The sequence below is a fragment of the Telmatocola sphagniphila genome (assembly GCF_018398935.1).
GTDB classification, from domain to species: Bacteria; Planctomycetota; Planctomycetia; order Gemmatales; family Gemmataceae; genus Telmatocola; species Telmatocola sphagniphila.
Genome location: NZ_CP074694.1, coordinates 3,538,829 through 3,554,818, shown reverse-complemented (window position 1 = coordinate 3,554,818; position 15,990 = coordinate 3,538,829). Strand labels below are relative to the sequence as shown.

At 50.7% G+C, this 15,990-nt stretch carries 13 protein-coding genes, 1 tRNA gene and 1 pseudogene; 7 read left to right on the top strand and 8 right to left on the bottom strand.

The genetic code is table 11. The annotated features are described in order from the left end of the window. Positions 1 to 60 precede the first annotated feature (60 nt). The 5 genes from KIH39_RS14055 to KIH39_RS27130 form a co-directional block, all read right to left on the bottom strand. Entirely contained in the window at positions 61 to 2,547 is a 2,487-nt protein-coding gene (locus KIH39_RS14055; protein WP_213493871.1) for a plasma-membrane proton-efflux P-type ATPase, read from the bottom strand. Continuing rightward, complete coding sequence (locus KIH39_RS14050; RefSeq protein ID WP_213493870.1) at positions 2,547 to 3,626, bottom strand: class I fructose-bisphosphate aldolase; 1,080 nt, start codon at positions 3,624 to 3,626, stop codon at positions 2,547 to 2,549. Before KIH39_RS14050 ends, KIH39_RS14055 begins: the two co-directional genes overlap by 1 nt. Positions 3,627 to 3,685: 59 nt before the next feature. Next, entirely contained in the window at positions 3,686 to 3,925 is a 240-nt protein-coding gene (locus tag KIH39_RS14045) for a putative signal transducing protein (protein ID WP_213493869.1), read from the bottom strand. Positions 3,926 to 4,022: 97 nt separating this feature from the next. Beyond that, positions 4,023 to 4,271 (bottom strand): DUF2934 domain-containing protein, encoded by a 249-nt coding sequence (locus tag KIH39_RS14040; protein WP_213493868.1) that lies wholly within the window; start codon positions 4,269 to 4,271, stop codon positions 4,023 to 4,025. 433 nt (positions 4,272 to 4,704) lie between these two features. Then, positions 4,705 to 5,322, bottom strand: a complete 618-nt coding sequence (locus KIH39_RS27130) for a response regulator (RefSeq protein ID WP_390623670.1) — start codon at positions 5,320 to 5,322, stop codon at positions 4,705 to 4,707. Positions 5,323 to 5,948: 626 nt separating this feature from the next. Between KIH39_RS27130 and KIH39_RS14030 the strand changes: the two genes are divergently transcribed. The 7 genes and pseudogenes from KIH39_RS14030 (at position 5,949) to KIH39_RS14000 (ending at position 11,416) form a co-directional block, all read left to right on the top strand. After that, a complete protein-coding gene (locus tag KIH39_RS14030; RefSeq protein WP_213493866.1) occupies positions 5,949 to 6,623 on the top strand; it encodes a hypothetical protein in 675 nt (224 codons plus the stop codon). Between the two features lie 467 nt (positions 6,624 to 7,090). Further along, a complete protein-coding gene (locus KIH39_RS14025; protein WP_246539301.1) occupies positions 7,091 to 7,258 on the top strand; it encodes a BON domain-containing protein in 168 nt (55 codons plus the stop codon). A gap of 157 nt (positions 7,259 to 7,415) precedes the next feature. Then, a complete protein-coding gene (locus tag KIH39_RS14020; RefSeq protein ID WP_213493864.1) occupies positions 7,416 to 8,606 on the top strand; it encodes an NAD(P)-dependent alcohol dehydrogenase in 1,191 nt (396 codons plus the stop codon). 156 nt (positions 8,607 to 8,762) lie between these two features. Continuing rightward, positions 8,763 to 8,861 carry a hypothetical protein gene (locus KIH39_RS27125; protein WP_213493863.1) on the top strand — a complete coding sequence of 33 codons (99 nt, stop codon included), beginning with the start codon at positions 8,763 to 8,765 and terminating at the stop codon, positions 8,859 to 8,861. 107 nt (positions 8,862 to 8,968) lie between these two features. After that, positions 8,969 to 10,516: a hypothetical protein gene (locus tag KIH39_RS14010; protein ID WP_213493862.1), complete on the top strand. Its 1,548-nt coding sequence runs from the start codon at positions 8,969 to 8,971 to the stop codon at positions 10,514 to 10,516. A gap of 234 nt (positions 10,517 to 10,750) precedes the next feature. Beyond that, a pseudogene (locus tag KIH39_RS27120) lies at positions 10,751 to 10,909 on the top strand (transposase family protein); the annotation flags it as partial. Positions 10,910 to 10,918: 9 nt separating this feature from the next. Further along, positions 10,919 to 11,416 (top strand): transposase, encoded by a 498-nt coding sequence (locus KIH39_RS14000; RefSeq protein WP_213493861.1) that lies wholly within the window; start codon positions 10,919 to 10,921, stop codon positions 11,414 to 11,416. A 301-nt stretch (positions 11,417 to 11,717) separates the two neighbouring features. Here the strand turns inward: KIH39_RS14000 and KIH39_RS13995 are convergent. From KIH39_RS13995 to KIH39_RS13985, 3 genes are all read right to left on the bottom strand, one after another. Beyond that, a tRNA-Ser gene (locus tag KIH39_RS13995) sits at positions 11,718 to 11,804 on the bottom strand. A gap of 149 nt (positions 11,805 to 11,953) precedes the next feature. After that, the gene (locus tag KIH39_RS13990) at positions 11,954 to 13,708 is read right to left on the bottom strand and encodes an efflux RND transporter periplasmic adaptor subunit (protein WP_213493860.1); all 1,755 of its coding nucleotides are present in this window, start codon (positions 13,706 to 13,708) and stop codon (positions 11,954 to 11,956) included. Next, the gene (locus KIH39_RS13985) at positions 13,617 to 15,896 is read right to left on the bottom strand and encodes a TolC family protein (protein WP_213493859.1); all 2,280 of its coding nucleotides are present in this window, start codon (positions 15,894 to 15,896) and stop codon (positions 13,617 to 13,619) included. The genes KIH39_RS13990 and KIH39_RS13985 overlap by 92 nt, the downstream gene beginning before the upstream one ends. Between the last annotated feature and the right edge of the window lie 94 nt (positions 15,897 to 15,990).

Here is a 15,990-nt window from a genome sequence, read left to right as displayed (position 1 = left end):
ACATCGATAGCATCTCCTGTCTTCAATCGATATATTTCATCGCGACTTCCTGTCGGGATGTTACGCAACCGAAGTCGGAACGAGCCTCTTAATCATTATCACTTTCACTGCATCGTTAACGACAAGGCAAGATACCATCGCATAAGCAAAAATCGCTAACATTTGCTCCCAAGGCAATGAGGGCAGCCCCGGAAGTTCTACCAGCGTCAGGATAGTACCAGCGACCGCGCCAGCTACAAGAGCGACGATTAGAGTCTTGCTGGGTGCCGTCGACCAGAACCAGCGTCGTTCCCGCCGAGATAGAGAAGAAAAGACGCCGAAATAAAGCAGAATCAGATAGCAGAAACTGCAGAGGGCATTACTGTCTGTAGCCAATCCGAAACGCGACCAGCCGATCCACACTAACATGAGAGTTTCAACAACCATAGCCAGGCCCAGCACTACCGATACCGCGACGAAGCCCCCGATGGCCCAAGTTTCCGGTTTTTTGGATGGTCGAACGCGGTCGGTGGCCAAGGCTATCGTTGCGAAGTCCATCACGAAAACGAGCAAGAGCATCGCTGAGGCGGTGATAACAAACTGTCCGGTAGCGAGGAATGCGATGGCCACGAAAGAGGCCTTCAGAATCGTCTGGCTGATCTTGTTGATGATCCAGGTCAGAACATGCTGGTAGATCGTCCGGCCTTGTTCGACCAACGCCAAGATGTTCGTAAGACCCGGTTCGGTGAGGACGACGCTTGCAGCGCCCTTCGCTACATCGGTTGCTGAACTGACAGCAATGCCGACTTCGGCTTGGCGCAGGGCCGGAGCATCGTTGACGCCGTCGCCCGTCATCCCGACCACATGACCGGCAGCTTGCAGATGCTTGACAACGAGGTATTTATCCTCTGGAAACACCTCAGCGAAGCCATCAGCATTTGCTAATATGTCGAAGGTCTTGTTACCTGTCTGAGCACTTGCGGCTTTGAGTGCTGCAACGGGAAGAATATTCGACAAGCCCACACCTTGGCCGATTTCTTTGGCAACTGCTAGTGCGTCGCCAGTGAGCATCTTGACTGGAACGCCTAAATCGTGCAACGCAGTTATTAGGGATTTGGCATCCTGACGCGGCGGATCGTACAAGGTAACGAGTCCGAGTATTCGTGGAGTTCCTGTCTCCGGGCCGCGCGCTACCGCTAAAGTCCGATATCCTTTGAAGGCAAATTCGCTAACGCGGGCTTCCAATACCTCAATCGCCGGGAGCAAAAGGCCGCAAGCTTCGGCGATGGTTTGTACCGCCCCTTTCATCACTCGAATGCGATTCCCATTCTGTTCGACCACGGCTTCCGTTCGGCGATTTTTCGCATCGAATGGGAAGAAGGAAACGGGCGAGACTTTGGCAAGATTGTCGAAGATGTGCCGTTTCTTCGCTTCCGCAAGAAAGGCCAGGTCAATCGGATCTTGGTTGGCCTCCTGAGAAGCAAGTGCACCGGCGAACAAAACATCGGCTTCCGCCGCACTATCGAGCGGAATCACACCGGTAATAGCCAACTGATTCATCGTGATCGTGCCCGTCTTGTCGACGCAAAGCACATTCATCGTCGCGGCATCTTCAGTGGCGCTGAGGCGAGTGACCAATACGCCGCGCTTGGCCAGTTGCTTCGACCCGATGGCCATACTGACCGTGAACATGACAGGAAGGGCCATCGGTACTGCGCTCGTCAGAAGGACGAGTAACAGCGGGATCATCCCAAAAAGAGGCGTGCCTCGTATTAGCGACACGATGATGACGAGAGTCGCCAGTGAAGCGACGATGACGAAAAGCCAACGAACGAGCTTGGAGATCACGGCTTCGATATGGAGCTTGGGGCTTGCCATCTGGACGAGCTGAGTCGTGCGACCAAAAAGTGTCTTCGAACCTGTCAATACGACGACACCGTTGCCTTCACCGCGTCGTACGATTGATCCCGATGATAGCACTTCTCCAGTCGTTTTCTCTGCATTTTTCGATTCGCCGGTCAGTGCCGACTGGTCTACAGTCAACGTTCCCGTGAGAAGTCTAAAATCGGCCGGAATGATGTCGCCGGGCCGCGCGCGAACGATGTCGCCGGGGACCAACTCGCGGGAAGGAATAACCTGCCAATTCGAATCTCGCAAGACGCGAGCATTGACCTGAAGCCGTCTCCGCAGTGTTGCAACGACGCCGGCGGCTCGACGTTCTTGGATGAAGCTCAAAATGGCATTGATGAGGAGTAAGACGCTCACCACCATGAGGTCCGTGTAATGCCTCAGCAGTGCCGAGAAAACGATAATCAATTCCAGCATCCAGGCGGAAAGTCCCCAGAATTTTCCGAGGAACTTCAGGAACGGATGTTCTTTTTGTTCGGTTACTTCGTTGTAGCCATGCTCTTTTCGCCGGATACTTACTTCAAGCTGTGTGAGTCCGGTATTGAGGTTGACGTGGAGTTCGGTAAGCGAGTCGGGTACCGACGTAGGGGTAGATTCCTTGGCGGCTAAGGGCTTAGCCTGCGATGGGTTTGATCCTGGTGTTTTAAGGGTTGTTTTCATTATGATGATCGACAGCGATCTATATCGTCATTACTCGGAAATCCACAATCTCTTTCTGAGCTGAAGAAACACTGCCGACGACCCAAACGCCAGTAGGCTTTCCGTGCTCCGATCAAGACCTCTCCATCGCGGCAATATATTCTCTTCGAACGGGCAGAGCGATTACACCTGGCACGATGATACAGGGTTTTCTGAGCCGCTAAAACGTTTGCGGATTCGCCACACCGAATCTCTAAAGCAGGTTGTTGAATAGCACGGGCCAACGAAAAAGCTAACGTCCAAGGCATTCGCGACCTGAATCTAACATTCATCGCATTCAACCGGGCTGAGGCTAATTCGGCTGATTGTCCGCCCGATAAGAATGCAACTCCCGGAATGGCAGCCGGGACGGTTCGTAAGAGACGCTTCACCGTAGCGTCAACTACCTCGCAAATTGTTTCTTGCTTGGGGCAAGTTGATCCCGGAAGGGTCATATTAGGCTTCAGAATGATTAGCGACATCGTCATATTCTCGGTATCGTGAGTGTTATTCACGATTCCCCCTAGAAACTCGTGTGTAACTTGCCCCGATCGAAATCGCCATAAGCCCAGACGATCGATGAAAAATACACTAATCGACCAAACCAAAAAAAGCATAGTCGAGGAGAATAAGTAAAAACCGAGACTAAGAGAAATAGATTGATGCCCAAACCAACCTGGTAGGACTTCCCACCATTCCGGATGTACGAACAACAAAACCATGAAAGCCATGCCCGCAATCATCAGAGCCGCCTTCATGCCCTTGATTTTGGTGCTGGTGACCAGGATCAGAAGAAGAAGAGTGTAAATCACACCGAGATTGCGGCCGCGGTAAAACCATTCCGATTTGCTGCCTATTTGAGCCTGATCGTGATTCGACCAGGTGAGCAGAGCCATTAAGTATCCGGCCACCCAAAGAGGCCACCAATAGAACAGTGCGGAATGACCGACCACGATGACCTGGGTGACGGCCGCATGAGTATGGACCACGACAGGTTTAGTCACGACTGCTTGTTCGGTTGGTGGTGAAGTGTCGAGAGGTGTTACGATTTTTGCGGACACCGGATGTATCTCCTAAACGATTGGGCCATTGAAGTCGTAGACATTCGGCCTTTCTTTATTCACAATCTATTCCTCCTGGAGATTTCCAAAGTCGTCTCTTCGGAATTGCCTTCACGTTTTTCAAGGATCTTCTGTGCTCGAACGAGGTTGGCTGGTTCAACCCAAACTTCAGCCGATATTCCCGATATGTCCCCGAGTCCGGCGTCCAAGTAGTCGCCGAACACTTTGCAGCGAATGCCTTCGTGCTCCAGGGCTTGCTGCCAGATCTGGGCTAGAAACGAATTCGCAGCAGATGCCATTCGAACAAATTCTTATTGCTGGTCCGTCGGTAAAGTAGGCATGGTATCTCCTAGAAAACCATCCAACCTGTCGAGAATATTCCACTCTGTTAGTCTCTTATTCGTGGGTTGTGTGGGATGCGATGATTTCTTTTTCTGCTTCGTTCCAAAATCGATCTTTCGCTTCCTCTCCAGCTGGCCTGCCGCCCGCTTCCCACAAGCCATAGGCGCGGATCTGAATCAAATTGGATTGTTCTTCGCCGTTGATCTGTTGCTTGGCTGACGCGAACGATTCAGCAGAAGTTTTGTTATTCTTAGCGCTGATCGATTTAACGGTGTGATGGTGGAGTGTTTTTTGATTAGACATTCGATTCCTGTATTTAAAATTTCTTAAACATCTCTATTTGCTTTATGCTACATATTTCATGCCATTGTAAAACGCACATGCACTTAAATGCGGACGCCAATCCACATCATGGCAAAATAACTGAATTTACGAACACTGAGTAAATGCAATGCGGTCTTGTTCTAACCTCTTTCTTGGAATCGTGATCAATCTGGAACACCTATCGCCAAGACTTTATTGCAATGGGGGCAGATATACAGCCGCGCAGTTCTCTCACCGCCGCCGATGCCTGCAGGGCCAGGGGTTTCTTGAAAGTATGGAATTGGACTATCGATCCGCTGTTCACAGTAAGGACAGACTGGTCGGATTTTATCGCTTTCAACGAGTTTGTAAGTGAGTTCAAACATCAAATCTCCTAAGAATTAAATACCCTGTTTCTCGATTATCACTCTACCTAACTGAGTGTTGAACATTCGCCCTCCACTGGACTCCTTTTCCAAATTAGCCTGCGGGCTCCGCGAGATGCACGAAATGTGGCCCGTCCTTTTCGAGTTGATCCGGTCAAGTCTACAGTACCGGCATGGCTATGTTCTCGATATCGGCATGCATCGCATTTAATCGAAAGTCCATTTGAGTCGTTTCCAATCAAGTCATCCGACGCTCGCCAATTCATGGGAGGTTGTTCGATCCTCAATTGCTGACCGATCGGGATACTTACCGGTAGTGGTTCCAAGATGAAGAGCCCGAGCGATTCCTGCAAGTGATTCAGGTTGGCTGGTTTATACAAATAATGGTTAATCCCAAGCTTGTGGCAGCGAGCCTTATATTCTTGCGAAGTATGTCCGCTAACCGCGATCATGGCCGTTAGCACAGGATCGAACGACTCGCGGAATCGGAGAGCGAACTCGAACCCATTCATCGGAGATAAACCGATATCGAGAATAATAACTGCAGGTTGGCAATCGCGCACGGCTGCGAGTGCCGAAACTCCGCAATAGCGCACTTCCGTTTCATACCCCCAAAATTTAAGAACCTCGGCCATGCTCTCTGCTGAATCAGACAGGTCATCCACCACTAACACATACTGTCGGTTTCTCAGGTTGCGATCTTCTCACGACCTCTCTGGCCGAATCAAACGCCAGCCCTGGCTTTGAAGTCTTCGAGTTTGCATTAATGGTACTATGCGAAACTGAATGGGAGGGTTAGAGAGGTGATGCGGAGGAGTGGGATGGATAAATAAGCGTTTGTGTGTAAGGAAAAGCCTGTCTTGAGAAGGGAATATCAGAAGCAAGAATCTGAAACATTAAATGTTTTGGAGCCAAATTGTTGAACGGAGTAGCGAACCAGTTCGGCTCTGCTCTTCTGCCCTTATACTAGGTCAAAGGACTATTCTCAACGCTTGCCGATTGCCAAAATCTCACGATTTTAAGATAGGCGACGGCGATCCCATCTACGTAACTTGCCTCGCACATCTCTGCGGAGCCAATTCGCGCTTACGAAGTATCGTATGGCCAAAATCACTATTCTTGATGGATTATGGCACAGGCGATTTTACTGATTAATTCCAACCATTGGGGGAGCTAGTGCAGCCGATTTTTACTTACTTTCAGTTCGCGGCATAACTAGGGCACGAATAGTGCCGTAAAGAACTGACTTGATTATTGGTAATCGCGATTGTGGCCGTCTCGAATTCTTGCCGTGGCATTCAAAGGTTTAATCTTCGAAAACGAGAAAAGCTCAGGGCGTTTCTACCATAGTGCAATTTCAGGAGGTCATTCGGGTTTCTTAACCCCGCCTTCCGGAATTCCCATCATTTTCACATTTGAGAATAAGAGCATGAAAAACTTACTTGTTACGATTTCGGCTGGGTTACTGCTCTTGTCTGCTACTGAAACGGCTTCCGCACAGCGTGGCGGTGGCCACGGTGGTGGAGGATTCGGTGGGGGGTCTCGTGGTGGCTTTGGAGGAGGAGGTTACCGAGGAGGATTCGGCGGAGGTTATTACGGCGGGTATGGCGGAGGTTTTGGGCTTGGCCTTGGATTAGGTCTTGTAAGTCCTTATTACGGTTATAACTTCGGATACTCTACCTATTATTCGCCGAGCTATTCTGTCGATCCCGGTGTAACAATAATCCAACAATCACCCACTTACATTCCGCAGCAGCAAATCGTTCAAACTCAGGCCGCCACTACTCAAGTGACACCTGCTGTATCGACGAATGCTCCAATTATGCAAATCGCGCCAGCTTCCGCCCCGGTCTTCACAGGTCAACCTGCTTCTGGTTTGAATGCCCAACAGGACTCGTCATCTGTTATGTATCAAGGCTACGATCTTTTTTTCTCGAACGGTCGCTACTATCACGTGAAAAAGTAAAACGACGCTAACTCGCCGGCTACTCTTCGCCCGAGTCCGACACATCACTTCTCTTTGGTCGACTGCGGTTATCCTCGACCAATCAACCCGCAATCAGAAACCCCTGTATTTTCCCCGTTTTCATAACGGTCTACAAACCGCGAGCCAACGGCCGGAGTGTTGTCGATAGCTGTTATCCGAGGTTAGAATTTATATCTATAACTTTAATTCTCCTGACGACTAATTTGCTGTAATCCCCCCACAAATTTCACTCGATAACCTGTCTGGTTAAAAAAAATGATTTCGGATACTACTCTTGTAGCAGCATGACCGGATTTGTAATCCGAATGGATCTTCCCAGCGTTAAAGGCTGGAAGGCACTATGAAAACAGACGCACAATTGCAAAAAGACGTCATGGATGAGATCACTTGGGAACAATGCGCTAAGGCAGCCGAATGGCATTAAGGACTCCCTCGAGAAGGCCTTCGTGCGAAATGCAGAAATTGATGGCGGAAAGGTGAAAGTGGCTTCCAATGGTACCACTGTTACTCTTTCAGGAAGCGTTAGCTCTTATTCCGAAAAGGACCACGCCGGAATCGTCGCCTGGAATGCTTCCGGCGTAAATTCGGTACTCGACGAAATCGCAGTCACCTAAGCATAGTGGTCCAATCAGGCCGCTATTTTTCGACAAGAACTGTCCGGCGAGATTATCGTCGGATTGAGTCCAAAATTTGGAACGGCGTTGTCCGGGTAGATGGCTTATAGCCACAATACCGGAAAACCGTTCGCTATCCCGAACTGAGACAGAAGACATGGCAGAGAATTCGAAAAGTACTCTCGTACGGCGTGACCTGCTCGGTTCCGTAATCAAGGCGAGTGTCGGCATCGCTCTGGCAGATCCGCTTCTGAATAGCGGAATTGCCTTAGCTGAGCCCATAGAGGCTCCTAAGGGCACCGAGGCTTCCGGCTACGCAGCGAGCGCGGCGAAATCACCGCTCGTTCCCTTTGATTTTTACCGAAGGAGCGTGGGTCCGACGGATGTTCGGATCGAAATACTCTTTTGCGGTGTCTGCCACTCCGATATTCATACGGCTCGGAATGAATGGGGCGGTACAGTCTATCCTTGCGTTCCAGGTCACGAGATCGTCGGCAAAGTAACCGAAGTCGGTGAAAAGATCACAAAGTTCAAAATCGGCGACACCGTAGCAGTAGGGTGTCTCGTCAATTCGTGCCAACATTGCTTGAGTTGTGAAGAAGGCCTCGAGCAATTCTGTGAGAACGGAGCGACCTTCACGTACAACAGTCCCGACAAGGGGACTGGCAAAACCACTTACGGAGGGTATTCAAACGCCGTTGTGGTAACGGAGAAATTCGTCGTCAAGATACCCTCGAAATTGGACCCGAAAGGCGCAGCACCCTTGGTTTGTGCCGGGATCACCACCTATTCCCCAATGTGGCATTGGAAAGTAAAGCCGGGTCAAAAAGTAGGAATCGTTGGAATTGGCGGACTCGGCCACGTAGCAGTAAAGATCGCTAAAGCGCTGGGGGCTAACGTTTTCGCCATCACCACTTCTCCGGGCAAAGTTCTCGACGCACGACGGCTCGGAGCCGATGGTGCCATTCTCTCCCTCGATGCGAAAATAATGAAAGCCCACGAGAATACGTTCGATTTCATTCTCAACACCATTCCGCAATCTCACGATCTGAACCCTTACATTTCTCTGTTAAAGCGAGACCGAACTTTGGTCGTCGTGGGTGCACTAGAAAAGAAATCATCGGAACTAATTGCTAGTTCGTTGATCCACAAACGAACTTCGGTCGCCGGATCGCTTATCGGTGGCTTGGCCGAAACCCAAGAAGTCGTGGATTTCTGTGAGAAGCATGGAATCCTTGCGGACACGGAAGTGATTCCCATCCAAAAGATTAACGAAGCATACGATCGAGTAGTCAAAAAGGACGTTCGATATCGTTTTGTCATCGATATGTCTTCGCTCAAAACTTAATTTGAAACTAATGTTTATTCGCCAGTGCGCTGTTATTAAGGCGTTAAGAGTTATGTCGGCAATCAAAGAAAATATGAAATCTCGAGCCACTATCCGAGTGATCGAAATGGTAGGTGAGAGTCGAAAGAAAACTGGAACGAAACTGCCTCCAAGGTCGTGGAAAAGGTATCCAAAACATACAAGAACATCACCGGCCTGGATGTTCTCCGCAACATAGCCTTAATCCAAGGTGGCAAAATCGTGGAATACCACTAACGTTAAATTGACTTAACGCGGGCAATGCCCGCAACCCTAGGTATTAACGAACATGGCGTCGGTTTATCCAATGGAAGTAACCACACAACCGTTGGAGACTCGACGCCATGCCGACGATCAACTCATTTACGAAGAAGTTCGCCGATTCCATTCTATCCGTTCTGGAATGTCACGACCGCGTGATTTTCAAAGGATATCTTCCCTTTTTCAAGAATGGAGATCTCCACCGTCTCTGCGATAGCGGACTGGGCATGCGTCGCAAAGACTTCGTTCCCTTCCTGGAAGGTCTGTCCGAAGAACTGGTGGAACATGGCAAACGAGTCGCCGCCGAAGCCGGTGCTCCTTATCGGTTTCTCCAAGGGGAGCACACCAAAGAGCAGATCATCCGCGAGGAGATTGCCAAACGCAGTCTAAAGGAAGGACTGGTCGCCGTGCTGTGCTGCATGGAAACCTGTCGCGGCGTCAAGCTGCGTCCCGGCAAGGATCGACCGGAATTGTACTTCACGTCTCGCCCGCAACGCGTCGTCTATTTCTATTCTCTCGATCCCGAGTTCGGACTGATCCATGTCCGCATCCAAACCTTCTTTCCTTACAGCGTCCAAGTCTACGTCAACGGTCACGACTGGCTGGCCCGCCAGATGAACGAAAAGCAGATCGGCTTCCTTCAAAGCGATAATGCCTTCGTTCAACTCGACAATCCCGAAGCCGCTCAACGCCTGGCCGATCGCTTTGCCCATTTGAATTGGATCAAAATTCTCGACCGTTGGGTCCGCCGGGCCAATCCGCTATTGAAAAAAGACTGGCTGAACCGCTGCCAATACTACTGGGTGATCGATCAAGCCGAGTACAGCACGGACGTTTTGTTCCGAAGTCGTGAAGACTTACAAGCTCTTTACCCGCGTCTGGTCGATCACTCGATTCAACAGTTCTCTGCCGACGACCTTATGAAATTCCTGGGACGCAAGCTCTATCCTCAATTCGACGGAGAAATTCTTACTCTGGGCCGCAAGAAACGGGCACCGGGCACACGCGTCAAGCACCGCATGAAAGGCAATTGGCTGAAAATGTACGACAAATTCGAACGGATTCTCCGCATTGAAACAGTAATCAACCAGCCAGGCGAGTTCCACGTCCGCCGTCGATGCATCCGCAAAGGGGTCGAAAAAATGGCCTGGTGCCCCATGAACAAAGGCGTGTCTAATTTCTATCGCTACCTCGAAGTCGCCCGCGCTTCGAATCGACGCTATCTCGAGGCTTTGGCCGTTGTGGACGCTCCTTCGGTCACCGTGCGTCAACTCGACCAACTGAGTCAACCCGTCTCTCTGGGTAACCGGAAGCGACGCGGCTTGAACTTGATGCACGCCGAAGAACAGAAGCTATTCCTGGCTGTCTTATGCGGCGATAATCGCATCAATGGGTTTCGCAACCACGACATCCTGAAAGCGTTGAACGAGCCCGCCCGGGATGCCGCTGAACGGCGTCGGCAAACGCAACGAGTCTCGCGACAATTGGGAAGGTTGCGCGCTCATGGATTGATTCGGAAAGTCCCGCGGGCGCATCGCTATCATGTGACGGATAAAGGCAATGCGGTGATGGCGGCGGCCGTTCGTATCCGCATCAAAGAGTTCCCGAAAGAACTCAAAACCGCGATTTAATAAAATACACAAAAAGTTTGCGCAAAAAGCGCAAAAGATAAGAAGAAAGACTCTATATCGCTGAGCCAGCCTCAGCCTAGACGATCAATTTGTAAACGCCGGTCGAAAAGGGGCTCTGTCGCCCAGTTGGTGACGAGCGTTGGGTAGAATGTCTTCAGGAATTCATTCTGACAGGACGCAGCATCATGACTATGCAGGACTTCTTTCCTCAAGAAGCCGGTTTGGTCGTCACCGATTTCGCTCTCACTCCGGAATTCTTGGCAATCGCCATTCAATCCACTAAGTCCCAACTGCGGTCAACTATCGGACCGCATTCACAGCCATTATCAGCGTGTATTGGCGGACTTACCCTGGCAAGCTCGACGAGTACTGCTCAGGATCGAACTGCGAAAATTTCGATGCATGAATGCCGCTTGCGCCAGGCAAATCTTCTGTGAACGGCTACCTCATGCATTTGCTTCCCATGCTCGAACAACGGATCGATTAAAAGCTCTCCAGAAACAGACCGGTTTGGCATTAGGCGGCCGGCCGGGTACTCGACTCAAGGAGAAGTTATTCGTCCCGATCAGCAAAGACACCCTTTTACGTCGAGCCAAAGATAAAGTCGACTCTTTAGCCACTCCCCGTGTTCTCGAGGTGGACGATTTCGCTTTTCGAAGCGGGCAAAACTATGGCACCATCCTGGTGGATTTAGAAACGCATCGCGTCCTAGACTTACTACCCAATCGAGAGGCTAAAACCCTGGCGTGTTGGTTGAAGGCCCATCCTGAAGTAGAAATTGTCAGCCGAGATCGAGCCACGGCTTACGACGGTGGCGAAGAATGCCGAGACCAATATCCATCCCGCATTCAGCCCGCTGATCGCCCGCGAGATTCCGGTACCCGTGAGCATAATCGTTAGAAAAATCGGAAATTGCCATTCGTCGCACTGCTGCAAAAAAAACTCGCTCTTCTTCCGGTTTGAATAATTCAATCGGCCGAAATTCTTCGATCGGAATTCGATCGATATTGAGCACTTGAAACGGATTCTCTGCATACCCTCGAACTTTACCAATGCGGAACTCATTCGACATGCTTGCCTCAGAGATTTCTCCCGCCAAAAAATGCCACAAAAACTGCCACAAACGGGATTTTTTGAAGACGCTTCAAAAACGTAAGTTATTATTGGATATTGACTTACGTCAACCAAAGAAATGAAAAAACGGAGAGGGCGGGATTCGAACCCGCGGTAAGGTTTCCCCTACGCGGCTTTAGCAAAGCCGTGCTTTAGACCACTCAGCCACCTCTCCAGGAGGCAACTCGACGAACGAGTTGACAGCAGACCCTCGCGATCCGCTATGAGTAACATTTTTACTCCATTCACAACCTATCGACAAGACCGCCAGCAAACTAGAGAGGTTCGGTCCGAAAAATTTCCGCGAGCACTATTCCACCCGACTTATTTGGAGGCCGGGGCCGCCACAGGAGCGGGAGTTGCGGCCGGCGTTTTCGGAGCCTCTACCGGAGGCGTTTCGGCCTTGGGAGCCTCTTCCTTTTTGGGTGTCTCGTCCTTCTTCTCGAGAGGTGAATTCGAGCCTCCGACATTCTTCTTCTCGTCCTCGGCTTTCTTGATCACTTCCGTTAAACGGATGCGGGCATCCTGCGTGACCGTTTCATTCTCCGACAGGCCCTCCAAAATCTGGATATGCTTCTCGTTGCTCTCTCCCACTTTGACTTCGCGCTGCTCAATATCCTGGCCATGCATTACAAAGGCGTAATGTTTGGAGTCTCGCTCGGAAACCGACTGCACCGGTACGATCAGCACATCTTTCAAAGTCTGAATGGAGATTTTGACTTCTGAGGACATGCCCGGTTTCAGTCCAATATTCTCGGGCAGTTTCGGAATTTCGATGATGGTATCGTACTCTTTCACGCTGGCATTACGCCAACCCTGACTTTGAGCCAAAGTCGCGACCGTTTTGACTTTCCCTTCCAGTATCACATTCGGTATGGCATCAATGGTTATGGAAGCCGATAACCCCGGTTTTATTTTCTTCACGACCGATTCGTGCACCTTCATTTTAACCTGCATCTTCGTCAGATCGGGGAGCGTGAATATCTGTTGCTGCGGGAATAGCTGCGCCCCCGCTTGAATGCGCGTATCGTCCCCCCAGGGAGTTCGAAAATAGACCATAATCCCATCGCCCGGGGCGTTCATCACGGTCTTTTTCAACTGTTCCTCAATGCGGTCCAGCGTCGCCTTTTCGAGCTTCATTGTGCTTTCGGACGCTTCCAAATCGCTCTTGGCTTTTTCGATGCTGGCGGCGGAACTCTTTTTAGTTCTCTCCAAGTCGCGCTCGGCATCGCGGGCTTTGGCCTGAAGCTCAGTAACTTTGCGCTCCTTATCGAACTTCTCGAGTACCATTAACTTGTTTTCGTTACTTGAAAGCGAAAATTTCTTACTTTGAACTTGCAGTTCGGTCTGCCGCAATTCGTCCATCTGCTTCAAGCCTTTCGCCACCATGACGCGAATGTGAATCAGATTATCCTCGGCTTCGCGTAGCTCCTTCCGCGAAAGTTCGATGGCTCCATTTTTGTCATCGACTTCAACCTTGAGATCCCCCTCCACATACTTATGCAGATCGAGTTTCGCCAGCTTCCAGGCCAGATCCTTGGCATCAATGTCGGTTTCGCCTTTGTTGATTGACACCTCCAGGTCACCCTTGGCCGCTTTCGCTTTGCCTTCGGCCTGCTTCCAGAGAATTTCCTGTTTGGCGAAATCTTTCTGGAATGGTTCACTATCGAGCCAGACGACCGGCTGTCCTTTTTTGACCAGGGAACCTTCGGGGACAATTTTCACAATCTTGACGCGTTCCCCTTCGACCTCGCAGCGGCCGATGATGTTTTCCGCGCTCTCCAACTCTCCGCGATCGGTAACGACAATGGGAAGCTGCGCCCGCAGAACTTTGGCGATGATGATTTCCGATTTACGGGCTTTCGGGCTGAGATAGTCCCGGCCGATCCAGGCGAAGCCCCCGACAACGACCAGGAATGCGATAAGTCGAAGGTAGAAAGTCGAATTACTTTTCTTCCGGCGGTAGTCGACTTTAGAGCTCAGGCTTTTAAGGGCTGTTGGGCCCGCCGAAGATTTGCTCGGCTGGGGTTCGAGTTCGGTCGAGATTTGGGCTGCTGCCAGGCGTACGGGTGAGTTCATCGGAGTAAAATCCTCGTTCATCCAGTTGCAAACTTTCCATGTCCAGCAGGATCTTGATCCTCAATTGTTCGTAATTGAAAAAACTGCTGGCCAGCCGGTTCCGGGCATCCAGCAAATCCTGTAATGCATTCAAGATATTCAACGTTGCCGCATTGCCGCTGGCAGCCGCCTGCCGCGAGCCGGCGATAATATCCTGTCGAGCCCCTTCCACCTGTCGGGCCGCGGCCACGACCTGCTGCCGCCCGATCTCAAAACTTTGACGTTGGGCTTCCAGATTTCTCAAATCCGCGCGAATCGTTTGTTCGATCGTGTCACTCAGGGCCATGTAATTTCGACGCGCGACCTGATAATTGATCAAACTGGTCCGGAACGCATTTCGTTCCGCCTGACGATTTAACGGCGCATCGAACTGCAAGCCGAAGCTGAAGGTACTGGCGGAGGCCGCAAAATTCAAAGGATTATTGTGATTCGGATCGGTTGCAAGATTAACGTTGGAGACAATATTCACTTCTCCTTTTAAGGCATTTGCAGCGACCTGAACCTTGCGCCAATTATCGGTGACCCGACCTTTCAAATTCATAAAGTCTAATCGATTTGCCTTGGCAAACGCAACGGCATTCGCTTCGGTTTCCTTGAACGAGGGCAATTCGATTCTATAGATTCGAACTCGAGTCTGGATGTTCGATAGCTGGTCCAATGAGGCCATCAAGCGACGAATCAAAATCAGGCTGCGTTCCCAGGCCTCTTTGCGGGCCACTTCTTTCAATGCCGGTGTTTCTTGCTTCAGGTCTTCGTCCAGCTTCGCCAGGTCTTTACGGATATCGGGAAATAAAGCTTTGAATTCCGCGAACGTATCGAGCAGCTTTTGCTGGTATTCTTTTTCGGACTTGGGTGAGGTGCGCAATTGAAGCCCCCAGTCCGTAAGCTCCTTATCTATAAGATCGACGAAGGGGGTTGTCCGTTTCAACAAAACCGCCAAATCTTCATAACTCTTCTTCAGCGATACCAAGCTGGGAACTTCATTCAATTCGCTGAAGCGAGCTTGCTGAAATTTCTCTGCCTGTTCCTGTAAGATATCCAGGTCGGGCGACGTTAGTAAAAACATGTTCAAAATGCTATCGTCGAGGTCGATCGTCAGGGAGGGCGGCAATCCCATCTGAATTTTGAAGGAATCGAGCGAACTGTCGTAAAGGGCCTGGGCATCGACAATTTGCTGTCGCGCGGTCAGAAAGCGTACGAAACTCTGATCGACTTGAACGACCGACGCTTTGCCCCCATTAAACAATTCCTGGCTGAAGCGCAGGTTCAACTCCTGACTCTTGAAGTTCGCTTCCAGGTTACGGATGCCCTGTTTCTGCAAAAGCAGATTCAGATAGGTATTCGTGTGAATATCGGCCCAGAATTGTTTGCGGTACCTTGCAAAATCCCGGGCAGCATAGAGAGTATCGCGCTCGGCCTGGGTCAGGCTCTCCATGCGAATCATGCGACCGGCATTTCGAAGTAACGGCTGAATAAAACTGATGCTGATGTTCGAACTGAAACTGGGGGTATATCCAGTGAATTGCACCATCAGAGTATTGAGAAAATCGATCACCAATTGACCGCCAGCCGCGAAATCCTTGGCCACCCCGAGATTTTGGTACTGGGTGAATGTATTCGTTTCGTAAGGTATCCCGCCCGAACCGGCGTGCGTGTAGTTCGTGCTGGGGTCGCTGAACCACCTCAAGGCGAATTCGAAGCGATTCAAAGTCAAAGCCAGACCTGTCAGATAGACTTGTTCCACGGCGGACTGATATTCGCGACTATTTTTCAAAGCCAGATCGACTGCTTTGTCCTGATCGATTTTCACGACCCCTTTGTCGTCATGCGGCAATGTGCTGAGCCAGCCGTTCCATTCAATCTCATCGCTCATGCCCCACTTGTACCAGTGGGAAGATCCCTTCATCCCATTGGCCAGCAGCATGTAAACGGCAGCCTGGTCGTCGTCCGGCGGTTTAGGAGGAAATTCGACCGAATTGGGGTCGTGTAGTCGCGATTCCGCTGGGCGGAGGAGTTCGGTATCGCCGATCGGGACATTGCGATCTCGAATGATTTGCTGCGTTTCGACATCGGCCGACTGTCGATAGTAGCCGCGCGAACAGCCCGACGAAATAAGTAACGCCAGTACGTAGGCAATCAACCGGCGCATGCAGATCCCCCCGCGCAGCCCCCGCCGCGCTTGGCGGATGAATAAGGAAGTACTCAGAATCTGTCAATTGAATAAGCGAACTTGTTACAATCCG

Excerpts from the sequence above, each read along its gene's own strand:
- KIH39_RS14055 (WP_213493871.1), bottom strand. The coding sequence starts at position 2,547 with ATGAAAACAACCCTTAAAACACCAGGATCAAACCCATCGCAGGCTAAG.
- KIH39_RS14045 (WP_213493869.1), bottom strand. The coding sequence starts at position 3,925 with ATGGCATCTGCTGCGAATTCGTTTCTAGCCCAGATCTGGCAGCAAGCC.
- KIH39_RS14040 (WP_213493868.1), bottom strand. The coding sequence starts at position 4,271 with ATGTCTAATCAAAAAACACTCCACCATCACACCGTTAAATCGATCAGC.
- KIH39_RS14020 (WP_213493864.1), top strand. The coding sequence starts at position 7,416 with ATGGCAGAGAATTCGAAAAGTACTCTCGTACGGCGTGACCTGCTCGGT.
- KIH39_RS14010 (WP_213493862.1), top strand. The coding sequence starts at position 8,969 with ATGCCGACGATCAACTCATTTACGAAGAAGTTCGCCGATTCCATTCTA.
- KIH39_RS14000 (WP_213493861.1), top strand. The coding sequence starts at position 10,919 with ATGAATGCCGCTTGCGCCAGGCAAATCTTCTGTGAACGGCTACCTCAT.
- KIH39_RS13990 (WP_213493860.1), bottom strand. The coding sequence starts at position 13,708 with ATGAACTCACCCGTACGCCTGGCAGCAGCCCAAATCTCGACCGAACTC.
- KIH39_RS13985 (WP_213493859.1), bottom strand. The coding sequence starts at position 15,896 with ATGCGCCGGTTGATTGCCTACGTACTGGCGTTACTTATTTCGTCGGGC.